This window comes from Ruegeria sp. AH7 (assembly GCF_056541325.1).
Window position 1 is genome coordinate 67,346 of sequence record NZ_JBQFYF010000006.1, and the last position, 24,914, is coordinate 92,259.

Consider the following 24,914-nt stretch of genomic DNA (forward strand, 5'->3'; position numbering starts at 1 on the left):
CTGCACCGTATCAGATCGGTGGATCAGGCCCATCAGCGGTTCACGTTGACAAATCAGTAGATCAACTGGCGTCGTGATGGGTATTTATGAAATGGATCATTCTGCCAGAAGCGCCGAAAGATCAGCCGCGCCTTTCTGCAAAGTCTGCAAGAAAGACATCAGGCTTTCTACGTCATGACGCTGAGTTGGCGCATGAACGGAAAGTGTTGCAACCAACCTGTCCTGCCCATCCTGAACAGGCACCGCAAGAGCAGTCATCCCGGTCATGAACTCTTCATCATCGGTGGAATACCTGTTGCCGGCGATACGTTGGATTTCTGTGCGTAAAGCATCGGGATCGGTCAACGAGCGTTCGGTCTGCGGTTGCAGATTGCCGGCGGAAAGAAAGCCGTCCAGTGTCTTTTGCCGCAATGTGGAAAGGTACATCTTTCCGCTGGCGGTGCAATGAAACGGCACTTGTGTACCGACGGGCAATTGAATGCGCAACGGCCATTTGGTTTCGACCCGGTCCAGATAGATCATACCTTCACGGTCCGGGGTGGCGAGATTGCAGGTCTCACCCACTTGTTCGGCGACGCTGCGCAAGATCGCCAGACGCGCTGTACGCAGGTGCTCGGAAGACAACGTATTGACTGAAAGCAATCTTAGCCGGTGGCCGGGGCCATATGAGCGGCCATCCAGATCACGCTGCAGGAATCCTTCGGCCTCGGCGGTTTGCAATAGGCGGTGGACCGTTGGTTTTGCCAATCCCAATGCGTCGATAAGATCAGATGGTTTAACGGCAACCCCGCGCCGCGCCACCTCCTCTAGTATGAGGAGAAGGCGCAAGTTGGTCGGGATCTGAGTTTCTTTTTCTTGTGTTTCCGTCAGGGCCATCCCGCAACAGTCTAGTTATTTGGCAGCAGGATCAAGGCCAGATCGGGCACAAGTGAAACCAAAATCCATACTGACAGCAAAGATACCAGATAAGGCACGGTGTATCTGAGCAGCCGGAAATAGGGCACTCCGGTCACACCTGAAGCGACATACAGGTTCAACCCGTAAGGGGGTGTGATGAAGCCGATGGACGCGCCGACCAGGAAGATCACCGAGAAGTGGATCGGATCAATGCCAACCGAGGCCGCGATGGGGGCCAAGATTGGGGCCAAGATAATCGTGACCGGTAGACTTTCCAACACCATGCCGGAGAAGAAGACGATTACCATCGAGGTGAACAAAACCGCATGATAGCCACCCATTGAGGTTACGAAGTTACCGATAGTTTCCTGTGCGCCAAGCAAAGACAGGATTTGCTGCATCACGACTGAAATTGCGATAAGTGGTGCGAGGATACCTGTGATCTGCGCCGATCGGATCACGATCGAAGGGATTTCCGGAATTGTGAACCCTTCGACAACGAACATCTCGGCAAAGGTTTTTTCGGTGGGTGGAATGTCATTCCGCGCGCCCATGATGCGGTTGATCGGATAGCTGACGAGTCCCGCGATGACGCAGAAGCCTACGGTCACGCCCGCCGCCTCAGTGGGGGAAAATTTGCCAGTGTAGATGCCCCACAGCACCAGGCCAATGGCGAAGAAGCCAAGCCAAGCTCCGAACGCGGTTTTTAGCACCCGGTTCAGTTGCAGCGGGATCAAGTGGCCCCAGCCATTCATGCGGCAGATGATCCAGCAGGCAAACTGCATGCCAAAGACCATCAGCGCGCCGGGCAGGATACCTGCGACGAACAGCTCAGAAATCGGCAGGTTCATCAGGAATCCGTAGACGATGAAGATAATCGAGGGAGGAATGATAATCCCCACCGTGCCGCCCGCCGCAGCGGTTGCCGCGCTGAACCGTTCGTCATAACCACCCTTCACCATCTCCGGATGCAACATGGAACCAATAGTAGCGGTGGTTGCAGAATTTGATCCTGAGATTGCAGCGAACAATCCGCAAGCGCCCAATGACGCCATCGCAAGCCCGCCGCGTATCCATCCGAGACAGGCATAGGCGAAGTCGCTAAGCCTTCGGGCGATACCAGACTTGTTGATCAGGTCACCTGTCAAAATGAAGAGGGGCATCGCCAGAAGGGCAAAGCCTTTATTGAAAACATTCAGAAGCTCTGCGCCCATGTTGTCCAGCGTCAGGCCAAGGACAAAGGAACAGCCGATGACCCAGTAGCCGATGACCAGCAGAACGGGCACGCCCAGCATGAAAAGGAAGGTGACCCCCAGCGAGATCAGTGTAACCATGGTTCCATCTGTCATCAGTCTGCTCCGATCACGGCTTGCTTGATCAGCGGCTCGCCTGTTTTCCAATTGTGCAGATCGTCGGCGAGGTTTTGAAACACCCGTCCAACCATCAGAAAGAACGAAAGCGGTGCGGCCAGAAGGAACCACCACTGCATGATGTTGTCAGTCCCCAGGACAATCTGGAAGTTCGAAGCCGACAGCGCCACCAACCGCGTGGTGGTCACGATGACGATCACCGCAAAGATGAACCAAAGGACCGCGTCTAGGATCAAACAGGCCAGTTGACCGGCGCGGGGCATGGAGGTGCGGAATTCACTAAAGCTCAGATGTGTACGCAGGCGGACGTTGTAGGAGGCACCGAACCATGCCATCACCATGAACAGCAGCGGCGGAATGGTCGTTGACCAGGGTTCTTGATCGTTGAACACAAACCGGTCAATCACGCCCCAGAAGATGATGAAGGCAATCGCCAGGTAGGAATAGACCATCACGGACCGTTCAAAATGGCGTTCAACAAAGGGCACTTTCCGGTAAACCCACATGATGAGAAGCCCACCCAAGGCCGCGACGATTGCGCCCAAAACCCATGTCGCGTCGGATTCCAGTGCAGATTGTATCTCGAATGAATCAAAGGTGAGAAGAGCGCTAAAGATTGCGCCTATGTCTGCCCAAAATGACATGAGCCCCGTCCTCCCAGTCGGTGTTTTGTGGAACCGGCCCAAACGGGCCGGTTCTTGAAGAGCTTAGATTAGGCTTGGCCCATCCACCAACGGCGCGGCTCGACATTTTCGGGCAGGGTGTCAGCCGGAATTTCACGCGCGATGTCGTAGATTTCCTGATAGGTGTCGATGCCACCGGCCCATTTGTTCAAACGCTCGCGCCACTGTGCCCAGGGTTCGGGGTTGTAGTTGGGCGCGCACATCTCTTCGGCCAGTTTGATCTGGTCATCGGCCAGGAAGGCCGGACGCACACCGTTCTCGGCGAAGATCGTATTCGGCAATTGCGGCTCTGAGAAGCCAACCGTGTTCAACAATGCAGCTTCATTGGCGCCCTGAATCAGAGCCTGCGTAAAATACGAGGACTCCATGACTGCGTCCTGCAAATCACCACCCAGGCTGTCGAACACCTTGGCCGACATCGAGGTATGCTCGGTGCCGCAGAAGAACTTCAGGTTCACCGACTGCGAAACCACCGGCGCCATGTTGGCATAGGCCACGGCCGAGGCCCAAGTTTCGGCCCCATCAATCAGACCCGTTTTAAGCGCGTCCAGGGTTTCTTCCCAAGCGACAGGCACAGGGTTCAGATTCAGCAATTGCATGGCAATCCGGCCCAGCTGTGTACCTGTTACACGGTTTTTGGTGCCAAACAGTTCTTCCAGCTTGGTCACGGTTGGCTTGTCGGCAAAGTTCGAACCCATTTGCAGACCACGCAACTCGCAATGGGTGAACAGGAACTTCAGCCCATGCCGTTTCTCAAGCGGATCGCGCAGGATGCGCTGGCTCGCGGGGCTGTAGAAGAAGTGATACTGCGCTGCGCGGCTTGGGAACATATAGGCATAGTCCAACACGTTCAAATAGGGTGCGCCACCTGCAGAGTTCTGAGTTGAGGCTGCATAGATGTCGACGATACCCTGCTGCGTTTTCTCGACACAGCTCAGCTGACCGCAGATTTGGTTATCGCCGATGAACTCAATGCGAATCTCACCGTCCGTACGCTCTTCCAGATCACGCGCAAACTCGATGGCTCCGGCGCGTTCGATCAGAAGGTTGCGGGTGTTGAAGCCAGAAGCGCCGAATTTCAGCGTGTGCTTCGGCTCTTTTGAAAAGCGCTTTTCATAGGTTGACTCAGCGGCTTGCGCCAAATTCGCCAGGCTCATCGCGCCGCCGAACCCGCCTGCTGCTAGCAGCGTCGAGCTCATGCCATAGCGTCCGGCCACACGGAAGAAATCCCGCCGCGAAATACCACTTAGTTTCTGACCAATCTCCATTGCTTACCTCCCTGATCGCAAATAATGAGACTATTTGTATCAAAAAATGCTAGTATAATTCTTGCATCTTGCATAGAGTTTTTTTCAGCGACTTTGGGAGGAGGCAGTCATGGAAGTGGATTATGCGGTTGTTGGCGCGGGGTCTGCGGGCTGCGTTATTGCCAATCGGCTTAGCGCTGATCCCAAGAGCACAGTTGCTCTGCTAGAGGCCGGCGGGCGCGATACAAACCCGTGGATTCACATTCCTGTTGGGTACTTCAAAACGATGCACAATCCGTCAGTCGACTGGTGTTATCGCACCGAACCCGACCCCGGCCTGAACGGTCGGTCCATCGACTGGCCGCGCGGCAAAGTCTTAGGTGGCTCATCTTCGCTGAACGGGCTACTATATGTCCGCGGACAAAAAGAAGACTATGACCGTTGGCGCCAGATGGGCAATGAAGGCTGGGGCTGGGACGATGTGTTGCCCTTGTTCAAACGCAGCGAAGATCAGGAACGGGGCGTGGATGAGTTCCACGGTGTTGGCGGGCCATTGTCTGTGTCGAACATGCGCATTCAGCGCCCAATCTGTGATGCATGGGTCGCCGCCGCGCAGGCCGAAGGCTACCCCTTTAATCCCGACTATAACGGCGCCGAACAAGAGGGCGTTGGGTATTTTCAGCTGACCACGCGCAATGGTCGCCGTTGTAGTGCTGCTGTCGCCTATCTGAAGCCCATTCGCGATCGCCAAAACCTGAACATCATCACCAAAGCTTTGGTATCGCGCGTGATCCTGGACGGCAAGAAGGCCGTCGGGTTAGTGTACCGTGATAGATCTGGGGTGGAGCACACTCTGAAAGTGCGAAGCGAGATTGTCCTGTCGGGTGGTGCGATCAACTCGCCCCAGATTTTGATGTTGTCAGGGATCGGAGACCCGGATCACCTCAAGGAAAACGGCGTTGAACCGCTGCACGCGCTGCCGGGTGTTGGCAAAGGTCTTCAGGATCATCTTCAGGCTCGGCTGGTCTTCAAATGCAATGAACCTACACTGAATGATGAGGTGCGCAGTCTATTCAATCAAGCGCGTATCGCCTTGAAATACGCCCTTTTCCGCGCGGGCCCGATGACCATGGCGGCCAGCCTGGCCACAGGTTTCATAAAGACCCGCCCAGATGTCGAAACGCCGGATATTCAGTTCCATGTCCAACCCTGGTCCGCCGATAGCCCGGGGGAGGGCGTGCACCCGTTTTCAGCCTTCACAATGTCTGTTTGCCAGTTGCGCCCGGAAAGCCGTGGGGAGCTTAAGTTAAACGGCCCTGATCCATCCACGCACGTAAAAATCATTCCGAACTACCTATCAACAGAAACCGATTGCCGTACCATGGTCGATGCGGTGAACATCGCCCGGCGGATCGCCAAACAGAATCCACTTGCCTCGAAAATCTCTGAGGAGTTTCGACCATCGGCAGAGCTGAGCCTTGACGACTATGAAGGTACATTGGATTGGGCCAGATCGAACACCGCATCAATCTATCACCCTACCGGTACCTGCGCGATGGGACAGGCCGAGACATCGGTTGTTGATGCCAAACTGAAGGTCCATGGAATATCGAACCTGCGCGTCGCGGATTGCTCGATCATGCCCGAAATCGTCAGTGGCAACACCAATGCACCGGCGATTATGATCGGTGAAAAAGCGAGCGATCTGATAATGGTTGATGCCTGATCTACGGGCTGGCCAGAGCCGGGATTCGCCCCAACAGGCGGGTAGACCAAAACTACTCTAGAAATAGCTTGAATGAAGGATGACGTTCCGCGCCGCTTGGCATAATCTTTTGAATTGCTAACAGAACTTCTTCGGATGAAGACAGTTGCAGACGTCTGCGGCTGTCTAGAATATGGGCCAGCCAGGCAAGTGCCCTGATATCTCGGGCCATTTGTTCTGCGTGGTCCAAATCTCTCACCAGTACATCTGCAGGTGCTTTTGCCAGATAGCGAGATTCCGCGCGCAGCCGCAGAATTTCGGGCCAGATCATCGTGTTGCCCTGGGCGTTTTCGGGCGTGTCAATCGTTGCCCACAATCCTTCGGCGTCTTCATGTCGCCCCACGCACGCATAGGCATGCGCGAGCAATGCTTCGTGGTATCTGGTCAAAAATCGAATGCCCAGAGCCTCAGCCCCCGCGATGGCGGCTTCCAAGTCAGCCAGCGCCGCGGCGGGGCTTTCGTTGTGGTAGCGCGCAGCAGCCATCCAGAGATTTGCGCCGACAATCCAAAAGGGCTGCCCAAATGTTTCAGCCAGCGACTTGGCCTGTTCCAGTTCGTCGCGGATCGGTAGGCCGCTTGGCGCGTAACAACGTGCTGCTGTGCGGAAAACGCGAATATATGGGACAAGTGGCGCAACATCCAACCGTTCCCCATGCGCGCGGGCCGAGGCCAACGCTTGCTCCCAGCCATCAGCATCACCCGCGATAAAGCGCCCGTGCGCCCGGAATAGATGGACCAGTTCCAGACAATCCATCGAATAGGTCATTACATGCAGCTTATGTTGATCAAAGTCATACAGTTCGGCGGTGCGCTGATAGGATGCTTCTTGCTCGGCGAATTCACCAAGGCTGAAGCTCGTAACCGATCGTGCGCAGTTAGAAACAACGCCCAGCTTGGGATCGACTTTGGCGATGTGTTCCATGCGCTCAACCATCCGCACGGTGCCCGACACATCTGACAAGGTGTAAGCGTGAGTCCATATGCCCCACGCAATCTGGAATTCAAGCTCACCACCCCCGGCGATAGCTTCGCACAGTGCCAGTGCATTCCCATAGGCCGCTGCCGCACGAGGGGATCCAAACCCCCCCTGCTGGACCAGCGCGTTGCCAAGTACAAATTCGGTCGACATTTCCAGGCGATTGCGCAGATCCTGATCTTCGATTTTCTCTAGTAGCCCCTTGGCAATTTTCGCGACACGCACGCTTTCGGCGATCTCACCGCGCATGGTTGCGACCTGAGCGGCCTCGGCCAGTTTAGGGATGGCTTGCGCATAGTCTTCGCACCCAATCAAGTGCTTTGCTTCGATGATAGGATTGGCCTTCAGAGATTCAGGTGCGATCGCCCGATAGGCCTGCAGCGCGTCCCCGTGCAGCTTGCGGGCGCGCGTGTTCAACATAGATGTGACCACCGCATCGCGCAGCAGTGCATGATCGAACGCAAGCTCGTTGGTACCCCTTTGCCGAAGCAAACTGCGATAGACAAGCGTGTCCGTAGTCTTTTGGACCTCGTGCACTGGTTTGTTCATCATGGCAGCAGCCACGTCCGTTGTTGCATAGTCCTGCAGGACGGCGACGACCTCGACCAACTGCCTTTCATCCTCATCGACATCCAGCCGTTGCTGCAGTGCTTCTATCAGGGTTTGTGGTATGGCTGCCTCGATACTCGCTTGCGGCTGCTCTAGCAGGGTCATCGTGTAATGGTACACATAAAGCGGTATGCCATTCGCGCGTTCGATTATTTTTTCGCGCGTCGATTGGTTGAGCCGGTTATCTGGGTCGAGAAATCCTATCAGTCTACCCGCATCGTGATCTGCAAGTGGGGTCAGATCGATACGCAAGTCTGCTTCTACCTGCAGATTTCGCCCTTCCAGCCTGTGTGTCGCCAACAAAAACAGCGGCTGGTTGCGAAAAACCTGCGAAAGCACGGTAAGGAATGCAACAGAATCCTCATCAAGCCATTGGGCATCGTCGATGAACAGTATGAGTGGTCCCTTGGCAAGCTCGCGTTCGAGTATTGCTTGTAATGCTTCTGTAATCCGGCCTTGGCGGACGATTGGCGCGACAGGTATTTGCGACATATTCAAGAGGCGCTGAAGGCCGTCTAGCATACCTTCCGGGGCCCATTCCTCGAGGGAAGCGGCGGGGTCCTTTCCGTTCTGCTCTTGAGCGATCAACGTACGTATCGCGGCATTGAAACATGCAAAACTTTGCTCGCTGCGGTGAAGGGATCCCACGACGCGTATGACGTTTGCATTCGGAACTGACGTTAGGAATTGCTCGGCCAGCATTGTCTTGCCATAGCCTCCGGGGGCCATAACGTCTGCAAATGCAAATCGGCCCGAAACAGCGTCTGCATAACAGGTGCTGATCTGGCTTATCAGGTCAGAGCGGCCCAGCAATGGCTGTCCGACCGGGTTCAATTCCACTTGCCCGTCCCATAGCGCGGGTTGATCCTGAAAACCTTGTTGGTCATTCAGGATACTGCCTGTCGCCAGCATGGCCTGATCACTGGTCAGGTGCGGAACGTCAATCGCCCAAACATCAATTGGATTGCGAAAGCCTTTGAGCGCCGTCTCACCAACCTCTCTAAGGTTAAGCGCCGCCTGATCAATGGACCGCCTGACTTCGGATGAAAAGAAGATGCTGCTTGGGCTCGCCAGCGATTGCAGCCGCGCAGCGCGGTTCACCGCGTTACCGATAGCCAAGGCTTCCTGAGCCGCCTCGCCAGCGCGCACAGTGTTTACAACGCTCCATCCTGTTGCGACGCCACAGCAGGCTTGCAAAAGCTTTCCTTTTATCTTCAGCGCAGAGGCGATTTCGATGATCTTAATTGCGCAAACAACTGCGGTGGCGGCGCTGTTTTTGATCGACCTTGGATAACCAAAATAGGCCATGGCGCCGTCGCCCATATATTTCGCAACAAAGCCACCCGCATTCTGGATTTCCTGCTGGCACTGGCTTTGAAAGCTCTGGATCACCTCGAACATAGCTTCATTGCCAAAATGCTGTGTTGCATCCGTAGAACCAACGAGATCAACGAAGAGAACGGTCATGTATTGTGATCTTGCTTCGCTGGTTTCTCCGATACGGGCACCGCAGCTTGAACAGAAATTCCCACCAGCCTGGGAAGGAACTCCGCACCGCTTACATACAACTTCACTCATCTGGCCAGCTTCCTCAGGGTCTTTTTGACTCTGCACGAAGGGAAACAGGTATTGGTTACAGCGGCGTCTTTCTAAAAGGCATCAAAACCAAGACATTTAGGTATCTAAATCCCAATTCGGGGCCAGAATCCGGGAATGAGATATCTGATTGCACGTTCCCCCATTTGTGCGATCTTCCAAATATGCCCCGCCCAATCCTCCGGGCCAAAGCATAGTGTATTATGATATAATGCTTTAAATGTGATAGATTGTCGACAAATTAGAAACACTGATGAAGCTGGTTGTTCCGCCAGTGTTTCTAGCGTCGTTGAAATCCGTGTCGTTTTCGAGAACTCGCAACTGAGATTCGAAAGTGACACCACGCATTTGGTCAAAATAGTTTCGCCAATAGTGCAGTTCTTTTACTGATTGTGGGCGACGATCCCGCAATTGAAACACCCCAAACTCGCAATGCTTCAGTAGCGCTTAAAGCTCTGCTGGGGGCGAAACATAAGAGGGCAGGTCGTCTGTCATGCCGAACTCACAAAAGTGAGAATGCAGACCGTTCCCATTCAGTCTGCTCACCCGCTCCATGGGCGAAAACGGTGATTTCGGGCCGCTTTTTCTATCTTAACCAATTCCCCAATGAAGGCAGGAAGAAAACAAACTTTGGGCACATTGAAGGGATTCTTTGGGTTGGCGCTGGATTCTGGGGTGATTGTTGCACTCGCTAACTCGTCTGAACTTGGACCTGATGCGAGCCTTGCTCCTACGTCCATGCGCGTTTGGCCATCATAGGATTGGCTCAAAAGTTGTGAAAAGTTAGATGGTGAAACAGATGTTCAAATACAAAAGCCCGCTCAGCCGTATTCTTGATGGAACCAATATGCCCAGCGTCGCTGAAGACGAAACGGTCGATAGTGGTGTCATCGTTGCCGAAGATTCAGAATTGACGACTGAACCTACAGAACCTGAAACGCCCGAGGCGGAAGCGGCCCTTCAATCCGAAATTCAGTTGGCCGGATCGGATGCGATTGCATCTCTGGCGTTTGCGGAAAGATTGGAGGCGCTGAATACGCCCAATGTGGAAAATGCTCTCGATGTCCCAGCGCCTCAGCTAGTTGAACCGGCTCCGATGCCCGATCCTTATCCGGGACCCGGAGAAAACGACGAAGCCCCTGAAGCTGATGCTTCGAATGCTAAACGCGGCCGGCGCGTCAAAACAACTTTCCTGGGCTTTGGGAACCAGGCGGATCCGATCGAAGATATTCTAAAAACCGCGGAGCCTGTGAAAAACAATTCCCAACAACACAAAGCCTATCCGGTCGGTTGGTTGGTTGTGACCAAAGGCCCCGGTCGCGGAACAAGTGTGATGCTCACGGGTGGATTGATGCAGATCGGTCGGAATGACGATCAAGCCATCCAACTCGATTTTGGCGACAACGGTATCTCTCGCAGTAATCATGCAGTGATCGCTTATGACCCAGAAGCCCGAAAGTGCTATTTGGGTCATGGGGGTAAAGCGAATTTGGTTCGCCTAAATTCGGGGCCTGTGCTTAGCACGGTTCCATTGTCGAGTGGTGACGATATTCGCATCAGTGACACCACAATGCGCTTTACCGCATTTTGCGATGATGAGTTCGACTGGCAAGAAGATTGAGTTGATCTAAAGTAAACTCTCCTTAAAGCAGAGCGCTTCGCATAAATGTGGAGTGCTCTTCTTCTTTTTGCGTATCAAATTGACAGCGATAGCAAGAAATATTGAATGATTTCAATGCTTAGTTCGATCTTAAGGTAAGTCAAGAAATCAACACAAACTTTTCTTGGGCCAACCACAATGCAGCTCAATTTCTCATCATTGTTAACACAATCGGTGGGTACAAAGTGAGCAAGGGTAAGGTTGATCAATATGAGAATGAACCGACGAGTATTTGTGAATAGTGCATCGCTGGCGGCCTGTGTCGCTATGGTGCCGGTCGGCGGTCGTGCGCTGGCGATGGCTGCAGGGCAGGTTGCGCATCGCATACTGGCCGCAGACAAGCTGAGTTTCTTGACCGAGAAGGTTGCGAAGGCAGTTGTGCTGCTTAGCCTGGGTGCCGAAGTCGAAAAGGATCTGGCTGAACTGCAAGAAGCCCATGACGAGTTTGACGACATTCTGCTGGGCTTTCGCGAGGGCAAGGGATCTTCGGGCGTTGACCGTGAGCGGTTTGTTTCCGTGAACAACGCGCTGAAAGAGGTCGAAAAGCTTTGGATGCCTTACCGCAAGGCGATCGAAGAGATTATCGAGGCAGGAAAGGTGGATGATGAGCATCTGCACCTAATTGTCGGCAATGATGAGGTTCTGGAAAAAACCTGCCACGAAGTCGTTCGTAAGCTGGAAGAGGCCTATGGCGACGTGGATATCGATCTGGCACTGGCATTGGCTCTGGACTTTGCAGGACGTCAGAGAATGCTGACACAGAAGATCTGCAAGGAAATCGCGCTGGCAGCAGCAGGTCAGGACACCGAAGAGCACCACAAGAAATTCAAGAAGAACGCCAAGAAGTTCGGCAAGATTGTCGACGTTCTGATTGAAGGTGGAAGCAGTTCGATCACGATGGCCAAACCGCCAAGCAACGCGGCGCTTGAGGCCTTGACCGAAGTTCAGACCCATTGGGCAAAACTGCAGCCGGTTGTCGAGCAACTTGACAGCGTAGACGTGCCAAACGTCGATGACGTAGCTCACTTCTGTGCCGAGATGGATGTGCTTGAGCTTGAGTCCGAAAAGGCCGCGCTTCTCTATGAAGAGGCCATCAAGCTGGATTCCTGAACGCTAACCCATGTCTCACGTGATTTGGCCCCAAACTACAGCACCTGAACGGAACTCGTAGCAAAACCAAATTGCGACTACTTTGATGCCCAAAACATGCATCAGAAAAATACTAAATGAGTGCTAACTCGAGGAGTTAAAATGTTAAATTCACCATTCACGCGGCTTTGTGTTGCCGCATCGATCATCTCAGGCGCTGTCACCACCGCGTCATTTGCACAAGAGGTTCGCCTGGTCGGGAAGGACAGCAATATCGACGTGATCGGCAATCTTCTGTCGTCAAAAGACGGGAAGTATCTGGTCGAAACGGATATCGGCGAGTTTGTGATCAATCAGGACTTGGTGACCTGCGAAGGTGAGGCTTGCCCGACCGAGCAGACCTATGTCTACGACCTTGAAATTTCCGCCCCCGATGAGATCGCAGAGGTTCTGGTTCCGATCATCGCAGAAGGATATGCCGCTGCCGCTCTGGAAGCAGAGGCCCAGCTTTATGACGAGAACGGAGAGCCGGTCGATACCGAGACCGTTGATGTGGGCGACCACAAATACGGCGAGGAGCATGATTTTGCATTGCTGCTGACCGATCTGGAAGGCGATGATGTTGCCACATTCGGCATCCATACAGCCAATGGTGCACGCCTGTTCGAGCGTCTTGCCAAGAAAGATGCCTCGATCATCTTTAGCGAAACCTCTGCACGTAAGGCTGATCGCTCGATTGTGTCTGAAAGCAGTGGCGGCAATCTGCGCGACTTTGATCAGGAGCGTGTTATCGCGGTGGACGGTTTTGCAATGATTGTGAACCCGCTGAACCAGATCCCCGATCTGAGCGTCAAGCAGGCTCGTGACATCATGTCCGGTGATATCGTGAACTGGTCTGAAGTTGGCGGTTCGGATGCACCCATCCATGTCTACTCGTTCGACCCTGATACCGAAGCGTATCATCACATCGAAAAGCTTCTGTTCAAGAAGTCCGATAAGACACTGACGAACGAGTCGAGCATTGTGCACGACCGCACGGAATTGACCACCGCGATCATGGAAGATGTGGCCGGCTTCGGTATCGTCAACTACGCCTCCAAGCGCGATGCACGGGCAGTTCCGCTGCGCACAACCTGCGGGATTGTTCAGGACCCAAGCCTCTTCAACCTGAAGACCGAGGAATACTATCTGCAGGAACGTGTCGTGGCCTATAACCGCTCGGATATCGACGGCTATGCCCGCGAACTGGTTGATTTCCTGGATGATGGCAGCCTGGACGGCCTTGTCGCTAAAGCGGGCTATATCGACCTGTCGATCACTTCGGACAGCCAGGAGCGCGCCGCAGAACGTCTGGTCGCCGAGCTGGAAGAGGGTGAGAATGAGTATGAGGCAGAGCTTGTCGAAGACCTGCTGAAAAACATGAACACCCACGCGCGCCTGTCGACAACGTTCCGTTTTGCTCCGGGATCGAAGCGTTTCGACAACAAAGCTGAACGCGACCTGATGCGTATGGTGAACTATCTGGCCGAAACCAAGCCGAGCGAAGTTGTGATCGTCGGGTTCACTGACAACAAGGGCCCATTCGACTCGAACCTGCTGATTTCACAGGAACGTGCTCAGGCTGCGTTGGACCATCTGGTCGAGGTTGCCACTGGTGGCGAACTGGAAGGGATCACCCTGAAGGCAGCTGGTTATGGCGAACTTGAGCCTGTCGCCTGCAATGACAGCCCACGTGGCCGCGCGATCAACCGTCGCGTCGAAGTATGGATCGCCGGTTAAGGTGAGAAAAAGCAAGCCGCGGCAATCACGTCGCGGCTTGCGCGTCACAGGTGTAGTTTCTTCAGGGTTCGAGGCGAGTATGAAAAGTTGGTCAAAATATGCTGCAGCAATAGCCTTTGGTTGCATCGCGTCTTCGGGGCTTGCGCAGGAAGTAACGTTGACCGCGAAAGACGGCTCTAGGTCAGTGACTGGCGAGCTGGTTACGATCCAACCCGGCAAGTTCATCGTACGATCGAATGTCGGGGTTCTTTCACTAAACACAGCAGAGTTTCATTGCATCGGCGCGGCTTGCCCAGCAAGCCTGCCAACAGATACCGACCTCGTTGTGGCTGGTGGCGCCGGTTTGGCAGACATCCTTCTTCCGTTGCTTGCCGAAGGGTTTGCCGCAGAACAGGAACTCTTCTCGGATGTTTTTGATCTGCAAGGTGTTCCCCTGGGTGAACAACATGCGTTTGGGCAAGACGATACAGTCTCTGGCGCGATCGGATCTGAGGCTTTCGACATTCTGATCATGGATGAAGAGGCCAGCCCAGTTCATAGCATTCTTGTGAAAGAGGCTTCGGGTCAGAACCTCTTTGAATCCTTGATGACGCGCGAAAGCGATCTGATCGTTAGCGAAGAACCGGTCTCGCCTCAAAACTATACGCAGGCCAGAAAAAGTGGTCTGGGCGAGCTGACCTCATTTCAGCAGGAACATGTTCTGGCGGTTGATGGCTATACGGCTACTGTCAATCCTGAGAACGATCTGTTGTCCCTGACAATCGAGCAGATATCGCAAATTCTGTCGGGTGAGATTGTAAATTGGACTCAGTTTGGTGGGCCCGATCACAAGATCAACGTCTACACGTTACCACAAAATTCAGAAGCGTTTCACAGGGTCGATGGGCTTATCCTTTCGCCCTTCGAACGCGATTTTCTGACCGATAGCAACATCGTAAACTCGAACCGAGAGCTTTCCCGAGCGATTGAAACTGACCCATATGGCTTCGCCGTCATGCGGTTTTCGAATATTCGTGACTCACGCCCGGTGCCGTTGCGCAGTGAATGCGGAATCATTCATCAGCCCAACCAGTTTTCAATGAAGACCGAAGAATATGGGCTGCAGAACCGGGTGACCGTCTACAACGGCAGCGATCTTTCGGGTGTGGGTACGGCATTGGTCGAATTTCTGGACAGCCCAAGAATAGATGGGTTTGTGTCCAAATCCGGTATCACCAGCCTTTCGGTTATCGCTCAGAGTGAAGACGAGAAGTTTGCCAGACTAAAATCAGACGTTGCCGAGATGACAGTCTCGGCCAATGCGTCCGAACTCCGCTCGTATGTGAGTGACAAGCTGACAACCACACGTCTGTCGACAACATTCCGCTTCTCGCCTGGATCTTCGTTTCTGGACAACAAGGCGAAACGGGATATCGAACGGATTGCCGAATACATCCGCGATGTCGAACCCCACAAAATCGTCTTGGCGGGATTTGCGGATGCTGGCGGCAGCTACGGAAAGAACCGTCAGCTCTCGCTGGCCCGCGCCAATCAGGTCCTGAGGGAGCTTTCATCAAGCATGGAAGCCAACGGTCCCGTTAACACAGTGATCGAAGTACGCGGTTATGGGGAAATGGCCCCTGTTGCATGCAATACCAACCCAGTGGGTCGCGCAAAGAACCGCCGTGTCGAAGTCTGGAGTGAAGTGAGCAGCCCTGATGCGGAGATACGCGCATGGGGTGGATAATGAAAAGAACTGCGGTTTCTGAGGTCAGTTTCCCTCAAGCTTCGGTCGCAAAAAAAGCACGGGCGCGTCTGCATCCGGCTACAGCAAGGTAAGTGTTTCTTATGGTACAATCAGCCCACACAAACGATCAGTTCCCGGACGAGCTTGCTCCGGGTACCAAATTGCTGTCCGGTCAATACACGATCATGCGGTTTCTCAACAGCGGTGGCTTTGGCATCACCTACCTTGCCAAGGACAGCCTTGAGCGCACGATCGTAATCAAGGAATGCTTCCCCGAGGCGATCTGCCGTCGCAGCCAGACCGCGGTTCGCCCGCGGTCCCAGTCGCATACATCCTCGTACGAAGCGCTGGTGAAATCCTTTGAAAAAGAAGCGCGCAATCAGTCAAAACTTGTGCATCCCAACATTGCCGGTGTCCACCAGGTGTTCAGAGACAATGAGACCGCCTATATGGCGATCGACTTCATCGAGGGCAAAGATCTTCTGGACACGATCGAAGAACGTAAGACGATACCGCCCGAAGAGGTTGAACAGCTGTTACGCACCACGCTGGAAGCCGTCGGTTTTATTCATAGCGAAGGCATGCTGCACCGGGACATCTCGCCAGATAACATCCTGATCAACCAAGACGGCGAACCGATGATTATTGATTTCGGTGCCGCCCGTGAGAGCGCCGCCAAATCTGACCGCGCAATGTCGATGCTGAGGGTCGTAAAGGAAGGGTATTCGCCGCAAGAGTTTTATCTGCAAGGCGCGGAACAGGATCAATCCAGCGATCTTTATGCGCTGGCGGCTACGTTTTACCATGTGATCAAAGGGGCTGCCCCGCAGGACAGCCAGACCCGGTTGGCGGCTTTGGCTCAGAATGGCAAAGATTGCTACGAGCCACTTGAGGGTGCGGTCGAGGGTTATCCTGTCAGTTTCTTGCGAGCGATTGATCGTGCCCTGAGTATCCCGCCTGAAGACAGGTTCCAATCTGTTCAGGAATGGCAGGATGCGATTGAAGAAAGGATGCCGATCGAAGCGAAGCCCGAACCGGTCGCTGCGGTCGACTTCAACGATAAGGTCGCGGTCAACAGCAAAGCGCCGCGCAAACGCTCAAACTCTATGCTGATGATCGCGCTGATCGTCGCCGGAGTAATCGGTGGAGCAGGGTACTATTTCAGCCAGGGTGGTGAAGTGGATAAGGATGTGGTCGCGATTGCTGCTACCCAGCAGGCGGCTCCGCAACCAGCCACCGATGAAGAGCCTGAAAGCAGCGGCGCGACGGTGCAGGAATCGGAACCGGAACCCCGGCCTGTAGTCGCAGAGCCAGCGGTGGAGAGTGTTGCTTCGGAACCAGCGACGACAGATTCAAACTGGATAGCGTGGACTGGTCCCGCTGTGGATCTACCGTTTGCAACCGTTACAACATCGCAGCCGCAGGGCAGGTTCTCGATGGTATCGCTGGTGCGATCTGACCTTGATCAGGCGACAACGGATTGGTTGAAATCCGGCACGATCATCTATTCCGTAAATGGTCATTTGGTGGTGGATGACAACTCGATCATGCGCGCAATCCAATCACGTGAGGCTAATCCCGAAAGTGGCGAGATTCTCGTGGATATGCGGGTCAGAACCGAAGAAGATAGCCCGGTTTCTGAAAAGAACCTGACCCTTCAAACGGGTAAGGTGGTTGAGCTCACAAATGGAGTTCAGTTCATTACGGTCACCAACGGCAATGGGAAATGGATCAGTAAGGTATTGCGCGCTCCGGCTTCGGCCAAATCAGTTCGCGTGGGCGATATTGTCGTATCAGAAACCGCTTCGCAAATTTCCGTCGAGGGTGAGAACGGTATTACTCAGTTGTTCGAAGAGCTTAGCAATACAGGTGCAGAGCTTGCGTTGTTGACCATCGCGCGGAATGGTGAACTTCAATCGGTGGATCTGCCACTTACGCATTAATGCTTTGGCGGCTTTTATAGTTAAGAGCCGCCTACATTGCCTTGAAGGAAATTCAAGTGTCTCATTCTGAAAGATCTCTGATGCAAGTTCACGAGCCCAGATTTCAACAGGCGGAGGAACGCCAGCGTGAAGTCTTCGATATTTCAACCGTGCTTAACCAGGGTGCTCGTGAATATCAGGAAGATGCCATTCTTTCTGAAAAGCCGATCGGATCTGAGTTAGGGTTCGTGGTTCTGGCAGATGGTATGGGTGGCCACGCGGCAGGGGATGTTGCCTCTAACCTGATCGTTTGTGAGGTGATGAAAGGTTGGTTGGCCGCCGGGCTGAACAAAGACTCATCAAATTCGGAAGTCGTCGCATTCTTGCATGACAGTGCCGAGCGCGCGAACAAGCAGATTTTCGAAGCCAGCCGCAACGATCTGAATGTAAAGGGAATGGGAGCGACTCTTCTCATACTGATCTGCATCGAAGATCGCGCGTTTTGGTTTTCCGTCGGGGACTCGCCACTCTATCTCTGGCGGTCTGGCGAGCTAATACAGCTGAACGAGGATCATTCAATGGCGCCTCAAATCGATATGATGGCGAAACTTGGCATGTTGGATCCCGATTTGGCCCGAAATCACCCCGATAGAAACATGCTTACGTCTGTCATACATGGTGGCGACATCGCGAAGATCGATTGCCCTTCAGACCCGTTTAAGCTTCTGCCAGATGATGTTCTCATTGCAGCTTCGGATGGGCTTCAGTTTCTAGAAGACAAGGACATTCAAGAGGTTGTTACGCGCAATCATGAAGTGAGTTGCGACGCTATTGCGGATAAGTTGATCAGAGCCTTGATTGGCCTTGATGATCCAGATCAGGACAACATAGCTTTCTCTGTTGCAAAGGTTTGTTCTTAGGCGTTGATAGCTGGCGTCGAACTGATGTCGCGGGGCGTCTGTATTTATTACAAACTGGCTTGTCACAACTGAATTCTGCGATTCTTGTAGTGCTGATTGGCCCGCTTTTGTGCTCAACGAGTATCAAATCACCTCTACCAACTCCGCATGTTTGAACAAAGCAGGCCGTGATTTGACTAGATCGAATACATCCTACGCCCATCGCATTTCAGCAACGGCGTCATCGGTGAGCGGAACCCGGACGCCAGGTTGAACAACAGCCGGATCATAGGGTGTGCGATCAAACACCTCACGCACCATATCTGCAAAGAAAGACAGTGGTTTGCTGGGATAAGCGGGGTCAAAGCTCGATTGATCCCAACGTTCGCAGAACTCGGCACAGTCATCGAAATAGATGCTATCACGATGAGCTTGGCGTTTTTCGGGGTTCGCGCCTACGTGCTGTCCGAAGTAAACAAGCTGAAAATCCCCATGGGTGTGCACGCACCACGTGACCTGTTCGCGCAGGAAGGGTTTGAGGATTGAGGCCGCATATTCATCGTGATTATGCGGCGCATAGATGTCACCGATATCATGCAGCAAGGCGCCAACGATCCAGTCTATGTCTGCCCCGTCAAACCAGGCGCGGGTTGCTGACTGCACCGAATGGCCAAGACGTGTGACTTGATAGCCGGACAGGCTTTTGTCGAGCCGCTCCATCGCTTCCAGCAAACGATCTGCCGTTCCTTTGCAGTACTCACGCTCCAGAGTATCGAGGAAGGTGTAATCCTCTTTGTCCCCGTCCTTCATCTGCGTGAATTTCACCTGGTCCATAGCATGTCCTTTGGCGTTTACGTGTGGGTCAGCGGGCGCAAGCAAGCATGCAATTCTGGACTATCCACGCAAACACCGGACTCGGCAAATGAAACCTGTTGTGCCGGTAAAATTTGTAGTCGCCGGAGGTGGGTATTCGATTGCGTTTAAGAGCCTAAAGATGTGCGATGATCCCGCAGCCTGTTCTATGTCACAGCGGCATGCGAAAAGATCGGCGGGCTTGTGCACCCCCGCGCCTTTCACGTTTTGGCATGGCAAGTGGCAAAGGTCTGAACGGCTGTTCCAGCGAAGTCAAAAGCAAGTCGCAGAACGCTGCAACGGCAGGTGAGTGATCTTTAAATGGTGCAGCTGTTTCGTAAGCATGCCTCGCAGCTACTTCATAGCAGGCATTGCCAGGAACACCCGCGATCCATTGCATATAGCCAAGCTGTCCCATCTGACGTGCTTCATCCGCAGGCATGGGGCCTGTATCGAGTTGAATAATCGTCCGTTCCAATAACATCGCGCCCTCCGCGCAAAAGGGAGGAGTGTGGCTGGTCACGGTGATGTGCCGGGGACGCTTGGTCCTTCGGTCGTCTCTGCCGTTCCCAAGGCACCCCGCCCGGGTTCAAGTTGACTGCGGCGCATGGCATCACACACCGTAGATGGCAGGTCTCCTGACTTGCGGGTCAACGCTTTCCCGTTCCTTCCCGAACCCTAGGGCTCAGTGGTTTCCAACGGGGTCGCTCGCCGCTTACAGTTGCGGGGGCAGTCACGGAATTGGGTATGAACCCGCACCGTGTTCCCTTTTCAGCCGACTCGAACCGAGCCGGACACCATCGCTTTCACTGTCTCATACGCGATTCACTATGTCCACTGGGTTTGGCGCAATCTGACAACGCCGAAAATGTCCGCCAAAGCTGAAATGGCAGTGAGTTCAATCCATGCAAAAGGCTTTACAGGGCGTGGCATTCGGGTGCCTTAATGTTCGCAAATGTTGAAGATCTGAACAGAAAGAACCCTCATATGTCGAACCATGGCTACGAGTCCGGCCGATTGAACCTGCCTTTCGTTGGTATCTGTACCTTTGGCAAGTATCCCTATGTCGAGGATTGGGACGCGATTGACGCCGACGTTGCGGTTCTTGGCGCCCCGTTTGATTTTGGCTGTCAATGGCGGTCCGGGGCGCGGATGGGGCCACGCGCGATCCGTGAGGCGTCGACGCTGTTCTCATTCGGCCATGCTGGCGCTTATGACCACGAAGATGATGTCACCTATCTGGATCCGGCCAAAGTAACCATTGTTGATATCGGCGATGCAGACATCGTGCATACCGACACAATGAAAAGCCATGCAAATATCGAGTTTGGGGTGCGCAAAATACTGGAGGCGGGGGCGCTACCGGTCGTCTTGGGCGGCGATCATTCGATCAATATCCCCTGCATCAATGCCTTTGATGATCAAGAACTAATTCATGTGGTGCAAATCGACGCGCACCTGGATTTTGTCGATGAACGGCATGGGGTGCGCTATGGCCACGGAAACCCAATGCGCCGTGCCGCCGAAAAACCCTATGTCACCGGCCTCAGTCAGATCGGCATTCGCAATGTGTCGTCCACCGCTAAGGATGGCTATGCGGATGCCCGCGCCATGGGATCAGACATCCAATCTGTCCGGCAATTCCGCAAAATGGGGGTCGATGGGATGCTGGCCCGCATTCCAGAAGGCGCGCGGTATTATGTGACTATAGACATTGATGCCTTCGACCCATCCATCGCCCCAGGTACAGGTACACCAAGCCACGGCGGATTCATTTACTACGAAGTGCTAGAGCTCATGGCAGGTCTGGCCAAGCGGGGCGACATTGTCGGACTCGATCTTGTTGAAGTCGCACCGGATTATGACGCCACCAGCTCCACCCAAATCCTGGCGGCCCAGTTGCTAATGAACATCATTGGGCGCGTGCTGCATGAAAAAGAGCAGCGTTAGATCTGCCAATCGTCATCTAGTTGTGCCGAGCGTTTGAGCGTGCCACCGCCATCGGCGATGGTTTTATGCTATACTGGGCGCATTGAAGCACTCCTTAAGGGGGATTTTTAGATGACAACGATTGCCAAACTGAACTTTCTAAGAAAACAAGCCGGGTTGCCGCTGATCCGTTTCGACCTGATCAGATTGCGCGAGGAGGATATTCAGGACCTGCGCGACGCCTATGCTGCGATGTACGAAATCTCGGACATCGCGATGGGTGATCGGCGCGGATATTTCGCTCTGGCGCGTGGGCATGGTTATGATCAAGACCTTTGCCATGACGATGACCGCACGTTTCTGACCTGGCACCGGTCCTACGTTTATTCCTTCGAAAAAGCGCTCAACAGCGCGCTGCAGTGGAAGCGCGGGGATGACGAACTAGAACTTACGCTTCCCTATTGGGATTGGACCCAGTTTGCCACGGCGACACATGCCTCGAACGGGCTGCCCAAAGTGGTGGATGATGCGACCTACACAAACAGTGCCGGGGATGATGTTCCAAACCCGCTTGCCCGCGCACACAGCATCTATCGTAGCATTGCGCTGGGTTTGACCGGCGACGAGGTCTTTACACGCAGATACACAACGCGCCTGCGCAGCAATATCCCGTTGCTGGAGGATGAGGTTGAGCGTTACCTGACCAATCCAAACTTTGAAGCCTTCCAGGCCGACTTCAACTTTGCGGCTCATGGCGGTATCCACGTTTTAACGGGTGGCACGGATGCATCGTCGCCATTGCACCGCTCGATTGGAGATATGGGCAGCACAGTGTCCGCGTCTTACGATCCCGTTTTCTGGCTGCATCATGCGATGTGCGACAAGGTTTGGGCAGATTGGCAGGCGTTGTGGCCAGCGGCCAATGTTCCACAGCATGTTCTGGACACAGTTGTATATGATGGTCGGGTGGGCCGCGATCTGATCGATGCGGAAACCTCACTTCGATACATCTATTCCGAGGATTCCGTTGAAGCCGCGATTGGTGCTTTGGGCACCGCAGACAGCGCGCCAGTGGCCACTTTGTCAGCGGCGGCCAGCAATGTGACCGAGGTTCGGCTGGGCACGGTGAAAGCCGGGTTTGTCAGGGCGGAACTTGAATTCCATCGCATGCGCCCGCCGACCGAAAGCTTTGAGCTGCGCGCCTATGTCGACAACGCCAGTTGCGATGCTTCGACAGGGTACAAAGACAAAAGCTATGCAGGGCGCCTTGTCTTTTTTGGTCACGGCACCTGCCCGGGTGCGCCGGGTCATTGTAACCCGGCCTTGGCCGTCCGCGACGATTATGACCAAAGATACAAGCATCCGCTCAGATATGAACATACGCGGTATCGGCTGGACATCACGCGCGGCTTGCGGCGCTTCATTGGCCGAAAAAAGACTGTAAAAGACCTTAAGATTTACCTTGTTACGTTGGATGACAAAGGTGAGGCCGTCGCGCCCGAGGCGCTGGTTTACGATCAGTGTTCCTTGCGTACCTATGCCAAAAACTAAACGGGTGGGGCTGGATCCTTGGACGTTAGACTTACGGATAAAGCTGTCAAAGACAGGGTTCTAAGGATCTGGCTGCGCCGTGTCCCAGAAGCGGGTGGTTTTCTTCAGGCCTGGCATATTGATGCAAACGAGAATGAGCGGCAGATCGGCAGCGCAACTTTGTATGGCAGAGGGGTCGGATCGACGGCGCAGGAACGCGCAATGCTGTTGTTTCGGCTGCCTCCGGATACCGATGATCTGAAGCTTTCAGTTGGGGATCGCGTTCAAGTTCGTATTGAAGAAGGAAGCGGCTTCAAAGAGCTGAATCTCGATGTATCTGAGGTCGAGTAGTGTTTGGAATTTGAAGAACTTAGCCAGTTTTGCTTAGATGCCTACCAGGGTGTTCGAAGATTTGTCCGAATCCTTCAAGCTTATCCATAATTCCTGCGCGGCGTAGACAGGACCAGAATTGCGCCTGGTTCGATGTGATGACCGGTTTGCCTGCTGCCTGTTCAATCTCATCCACCACTTCCAATGATCTGATACCCCCACAGGACAAGAAGATTGCATCGGCTTCGGGCCGGTCGATCTCTAGGGCGAATTCTTTCCAATAGGATGGCTCGACCTTGCCGAACTCAATACCGGTTGCAAGACACAGGCCTTGAATGTCCAGAACATCGAACCCTGCGGCCAATAGATATTCGGCCTCGGCGGTGTTGACGTCATCCAGATAAGGTGTGCCAACGACGATCTGTTTGGCACCAACCTCACGCAGGGCGTCCATGACGCCAGTGACAATACACATCGGTTGCGCATATGGCGCGCCTTTGCGGATTTCTCGAAAGACGTTCTCTTCGCGGCAAACAATCGACCCCGACGTGCAGCTGTAGCTGATAACGGATGGTTTCACATCGGGCTGTAGGCGCGAAGCGGCGTCGGCCATGTGATCGATGTGGCGGGCCAGAGTTTCATTTGTTGTATAGTCGTCAGTCTTCAGGCGGGTGATATGAATGCCCACACCTTCAGGGGCCATCGCATTTAAATCCGCCTCGCTGGCAAGATCGGTCGACATCAAAATGAAGCCCAAGCTGCCACGATTAGCGATACCGCCTCCCATAAGCGGCGTGCGAGGTATCGAGTGCACAATATCTCCGGTCTTAAACATCAGACGATGACCTCCTCAATTGCCTTGGGGTGATGTGTAACCTGTTCCCAGCCGGTTTCAGTAACGATGAATGTGTCGCCAACCTGTGCGCGAAAGTCATCGGTCGCAACCGCGCCATCGACGGCAAAGACCATACCAGGCTGAATGACGGTTTTGTCCCCGGTTACCAGCTGCGGTGCCTCAAGAAAGCTGAATCCTGTAGCCCGGCCGCAGCGAAACGGATATTCAAACCCGGCGTCCTGAATGACTTCGGCATAGGTGGCATGCACACTTTCTGCGGACACACCGGGTTTGAGCGCATCCAGCGCAGCCTGTTGGCTGGCGACGGCGACCTCGTAGATTGCGACCTGCTTTGGGTCGGGATCGCCGATCCAGAACATGCGGTCAAATCCGACCTTGAAGCGATGAAAATTGGTCAACCCGCAGAAACACATAAACACCGGCTCGCCATGCCGCATGATGCGGTTGGTCGCGCGATGATGGGTCTTGGTCAGTTGATCGCCTGAGGCCAAAATCTGCAGGAAATGCATGTTGGGTGACATGTCGCTGTCTTCATAATGCGCCGCCAAAAGTTCTGCTGCTTTGCGGGTTCCTGCTTGCGAGGTGGCAATCGCAACCTCATATTCGGGCACCCCATCCCCAATGGCTGCACGACCCGCCGCCACCATGGTCGAAGCGACCTCACCCGCGTGACGGGCCAGTTGCAGCTCGTAAGGTGATTTGATCATTCGCATATCGGTCAGGATCGGGGTCGCACTGGCCAATCGGTCTGTTCCGACAAGCTCATCCACGTATGCGCGTACAATGGGCGGCATATGGTCCGGTTCAATCCCAACCTTGGTGGCGCTTTTGACTGCGTTGGGCAGTTCCGCGCGCCATTCTTCGCCCATCCCATCATTCCAGGCTGCGATCCGGTCCACACGCGCAGAATACCTGGCCGCATTCAGATCAATCGTCGGTGTGATCAGTAGCGAAGGACCATCTTTTGGAACTGCCAATATGGTTGGACGGCCAAACTCCATATGCAGATAGTCATAATATCCAGTCAGGTAGTAGACATTGTCGTCATCGGTGATCAGCGCGATGTCGATTCCCGCCTTGGCCAGTTTGGTTTGAAACCGGGACAGCCTTTCGTCAAACATATATGGCTTCCTTGCGTGTTTGGTTTTTTGGCATCGTTCCACAGATGGTTCGGCGACGTGCATGTCTCATGAGCCAGC

The 24,914-nt window shown here is 54.0% G+C and carries 19 protein-coding genes and 1 riboswitch; of the genes, 10 read left to right on the top strand and 9 right to left on the bottom strand.

Going from position 1 to position 24,914, the window contains the following annotated elements; all coding sequences use genetic code 11:
* Positions 1-96: 96 nt before the first annotated feature.
* The 4 genes from ACR0JX_RS14875 to ACR0JX_RS14890 all read right to left on the bottom strand — a co-directional run bounded on the left by ACR0JX_RS14875 (position 97) and on the right by ACR0JX_RS14890 (position 4,218).
* The gene (locus ACR0JX_RS14875; RefSeq protein ID WP_480544564.1) at positions 97-876 is read right to left on the bottom strand and encodes an IclR family transcriptional regulator; all 780 of its coding nucleotides are present in this window, start codon (positions 874-876) and stop codon (positions 97-99) included.
* An 11-nt stretch (positions 877-887) separates the two neighbouring features.
* On the bottom strand, positions 888-2,246 hold the full coding sequence (locus tag ACR0JX_RS14880; protein ID WP_480544566.1) for a TRAP transporter large permease: 1,359 nt from the start codon (positions 2,244-2,246) through the stop codon (positions 888-890).
* A complete protein-coding gene (locus ACR0JX_RS14885; protein ID WP_170535419.1) occupies positions 2,246-2,911 on the bottom strand; it encodes a TRAP transporter small permease subunit in 666 nt (221 codons plus the stop codon). The genes ACR0JX_RS14880 and ACR0JX_RS14885 overlap by 1 nt, the downstream gene beginning before the upstream one ends.
* A 68-nt stretch (positions 2,912-2,979) precedes the next feature.
* Complete coding sequence (locus ACR0JX_RS14890; protein WP_480544567.1) at positions 2,980-4,218, bottom strand: TRAP transporter substrate-binding protein; 1,239 nt, start codon at positions 4,216-4,218, stop codon at positions 2,980-2,982.
* A 109-nt stretch (positions 4,219-4,327) separates the two neighbouring features.
* Here ACR0JX_RS14890 and ACR0JX_RS14895 point away from each other — a divergent pair, with 109 nt between their 5' ends.
* Entirely contained in the window at positions 4,328-5,923 is a 1,596-nt protein-coding gene (locus tag ACR0JX_RS14895; protein WP_480544569.1) for a GMC family oxidoreductase, read from the top strand.
* A 52-nt stretch (positions 5,924-5,975) separates the two neighbouring features.
* Here the strand turns inward: ACR0JX_RS14895 and ACR0JX_RS14900 are convergent, their stop codons facing one another.
* Positions 5,976-9,014, bottom strand: coding sequence for an AAA family ATPase (locus tag ACR0JX_RS14900; protein ID WP_480544571.1), 3,039 nt, complete (start codon positions 9,012-9,014; stop codon positions 5,976-5,978).
* Between the two features lie 928 nt (positions 9,015-9,942).
* Between ACR0JX_RS14900 and ACR0JX_RS14905 the strand changes: the two genes are divergently transcribed.
* The 6 genes from ACR0JX_RS14905 to ACR0JX_RS14930 all read left to right on the top strand — a co-directional run bounded on the left by ACR0JX_RS14905 (position 9,943) and on the right by ACR0JX_RS14930 (position 18,239).
* Positions 9,943-10,764, top strand: coding sequence for an FHA domain-containing protein (locus ACR0JX_RS14905; protein ID WP_480544572.1), 822 nt, complete (start codon positions 9,943-9,945; stop codon positions 10,762-10,764).
* A gap of 255 nt (positions 10,765-11,019) precedes the next feature.
* The gene (locus tag ACR0JX_RS14910; RefSeq protein WP_480544573.1) at positions 11,020-11,913 is read left to right on the top strand and encodes a type IV pili methyl-accepting chemotaxis transducer N-terminal domain-containing protein; all 894 of its coding nucleotides are present in this window, start codon (positions 11,020-11,022) and stop codon (positions 11,911-11,913) included.
* Between the two features lie 141 nt (positions 11,914-12,054).
* Entirely contained in the window at positions 12,055-13,671 is a 1,617-nt protein-coding gene (locus ACR0JX_RS14915) for a phosphate ABC transporter substrate-binding/OmpA family protein (RefSeq protein WP_480544574.1), read from the top strand.
* 79 nt (positions 13,672-13,750) lie between these two features.
* Positions 13,751-15,397, top strand: coding sequence for a phosphate ABC transporter substrate-binding/OmpA family protein (locus tag ACR0JX_RS14920; protein ID WP_480544575.1), 1,647 nt, complete (start codon positions 13,751-13,753; stop codon positions 15,395-15,397).
* A gap of 101 nt (positions 15,398-15,498) precedes the next feature.
* Positions 15,499-17,340: a serine/threonine protein kinase gene (locus ACR0JX_RS14925; protein ID WP_480544576.1), complete on the top strand. Its 1,842-nt coding sequence runs from the start codon at positions 15,499-15,501 to the stop codon at positions 17,338-17,340.
* An 80-nt stretch (positions 17,341-17,420) separates the two neighbouring features.
* The gene (locus tag ACR0JX_RS14930) at positions 17,421-18,239 is read left to right on the top strand and encodes a PP2C family protein-serine/threonine phosphatase (protein ID WP_480544577.1); all 819 of its coding nucleotides are present in this window, start codon (positions 17,421-17,423) and stop codon (positions 18,237-18,239) included.
* Between the two features lie 192 nt (positions 18,240-18,431).
* Here ACR0JX_RS14930 and ACR0JX_RS14935 read toward each other — a convergent pair whose 3' ends face one another.
* Both ACR0JX_RS14935 and ACR0JX_RS14940 read right to left on the bottom strand, forming a co-directional pair.
* Positions 18,432-19,052, bottom strand: a complete 621-nt coding sequence (locus tag ACR0JX_RS14935) for an HD domain-containing protein (RefSeq protein ID WP_480544578.1) — start codon at positions 19,050-19,052, stop codon at positions 18,432-18,434.
* Positions 19,053-19,242: 190 nt separating this feature from the next.
* Entirely contained in the window at positions 19,243-19,554 is a 312-nt protein-coding gene (locus ACR0JX_RS14940) for a hypothetical protein (RefSeq protein WP_170535406.1), read from the bottom strand.
* A gap of 127 nt (positions 19,555-19,681) precedes the next feature.
* A riboswitch (cobalamin riboswitch) is annotated at positions 19,682-19,887 on the bottom strand.
* Between the two features lie 170 nt (positions 19,888-20,057).
* Here ACR0JX_RS14940 and speB point away from each other — a divergent pair.
* The 3 genes from speB (at position 20,058) to ACR0JX_RS14955 (ending at position 22,880) form a co-directional block, all read left to right on the top strand.
* Positions 20,058-21,020: an agmatinase gene (gene speB, locus ACR0JX_RS14945; protein WP_480544774.1), complete on the top strand. Its 963-nt coding sequence runs from the start codon at positions 20,058-20,060 to the stop codon at positions 21,018-21,020.
* A gap of 111 nt (positions 21,021-21,131) precedes the next feature.
* Positions 21,132-22,550, top strand: a complete 1,419-nt coding sequence (locus ACR0JX_RS14950; RefSeq protein ID WP_480544579.1) for a tyrosinase family protein — start codon at positions 21,132-21,134, stop codon at positions 22,548-22,550.
* A gap of 18 nt (positions 22,551-22,568) precedes the next feature.
* A complete protein-coding gene (locus ACR0JX_RS14955) occupies positions 22,569-22,880 on the top strand; it encodes a hypothetical protein (RefSeq protein WP_480544580.1) in 312 nt (103 codons plus the stop codon).
* A 19-nt stretch (positions 22,881-22,899) separates the two neighbouring features.
* On the opposite strand, the gene ACR0JX_RS14960 is transcribed toward ACR0JX_RS14955, so the two are convergent.
* Entirely contained in the window at positions 22,900-23,694 is a 795-nt protein-coding gene (locus tag ACR0JX_RS14960) for a maleate cis-trans isomerase family protein (protein WP_480544581.1), read from the bottom strand.
* Positions 23,694-24,836 (bottom strand): M24 family metallopeptidase, encoded by a 1,143-nt coding sequence (locus ACR0JX_RS14965; RefSeq protein ID WP_480544582.1) that lies wholly within the window; start codon positions 24,834-24,836, stop codon positions 23,694-23,696. The genes ACR0JX_RS14960 and ACR0JX_RS14965 overlap by 1 nt, the downstream gene beginning before the upstream one ends.
* Positions 24,837-24,914 lie beyond the last annotated feature (78 nt).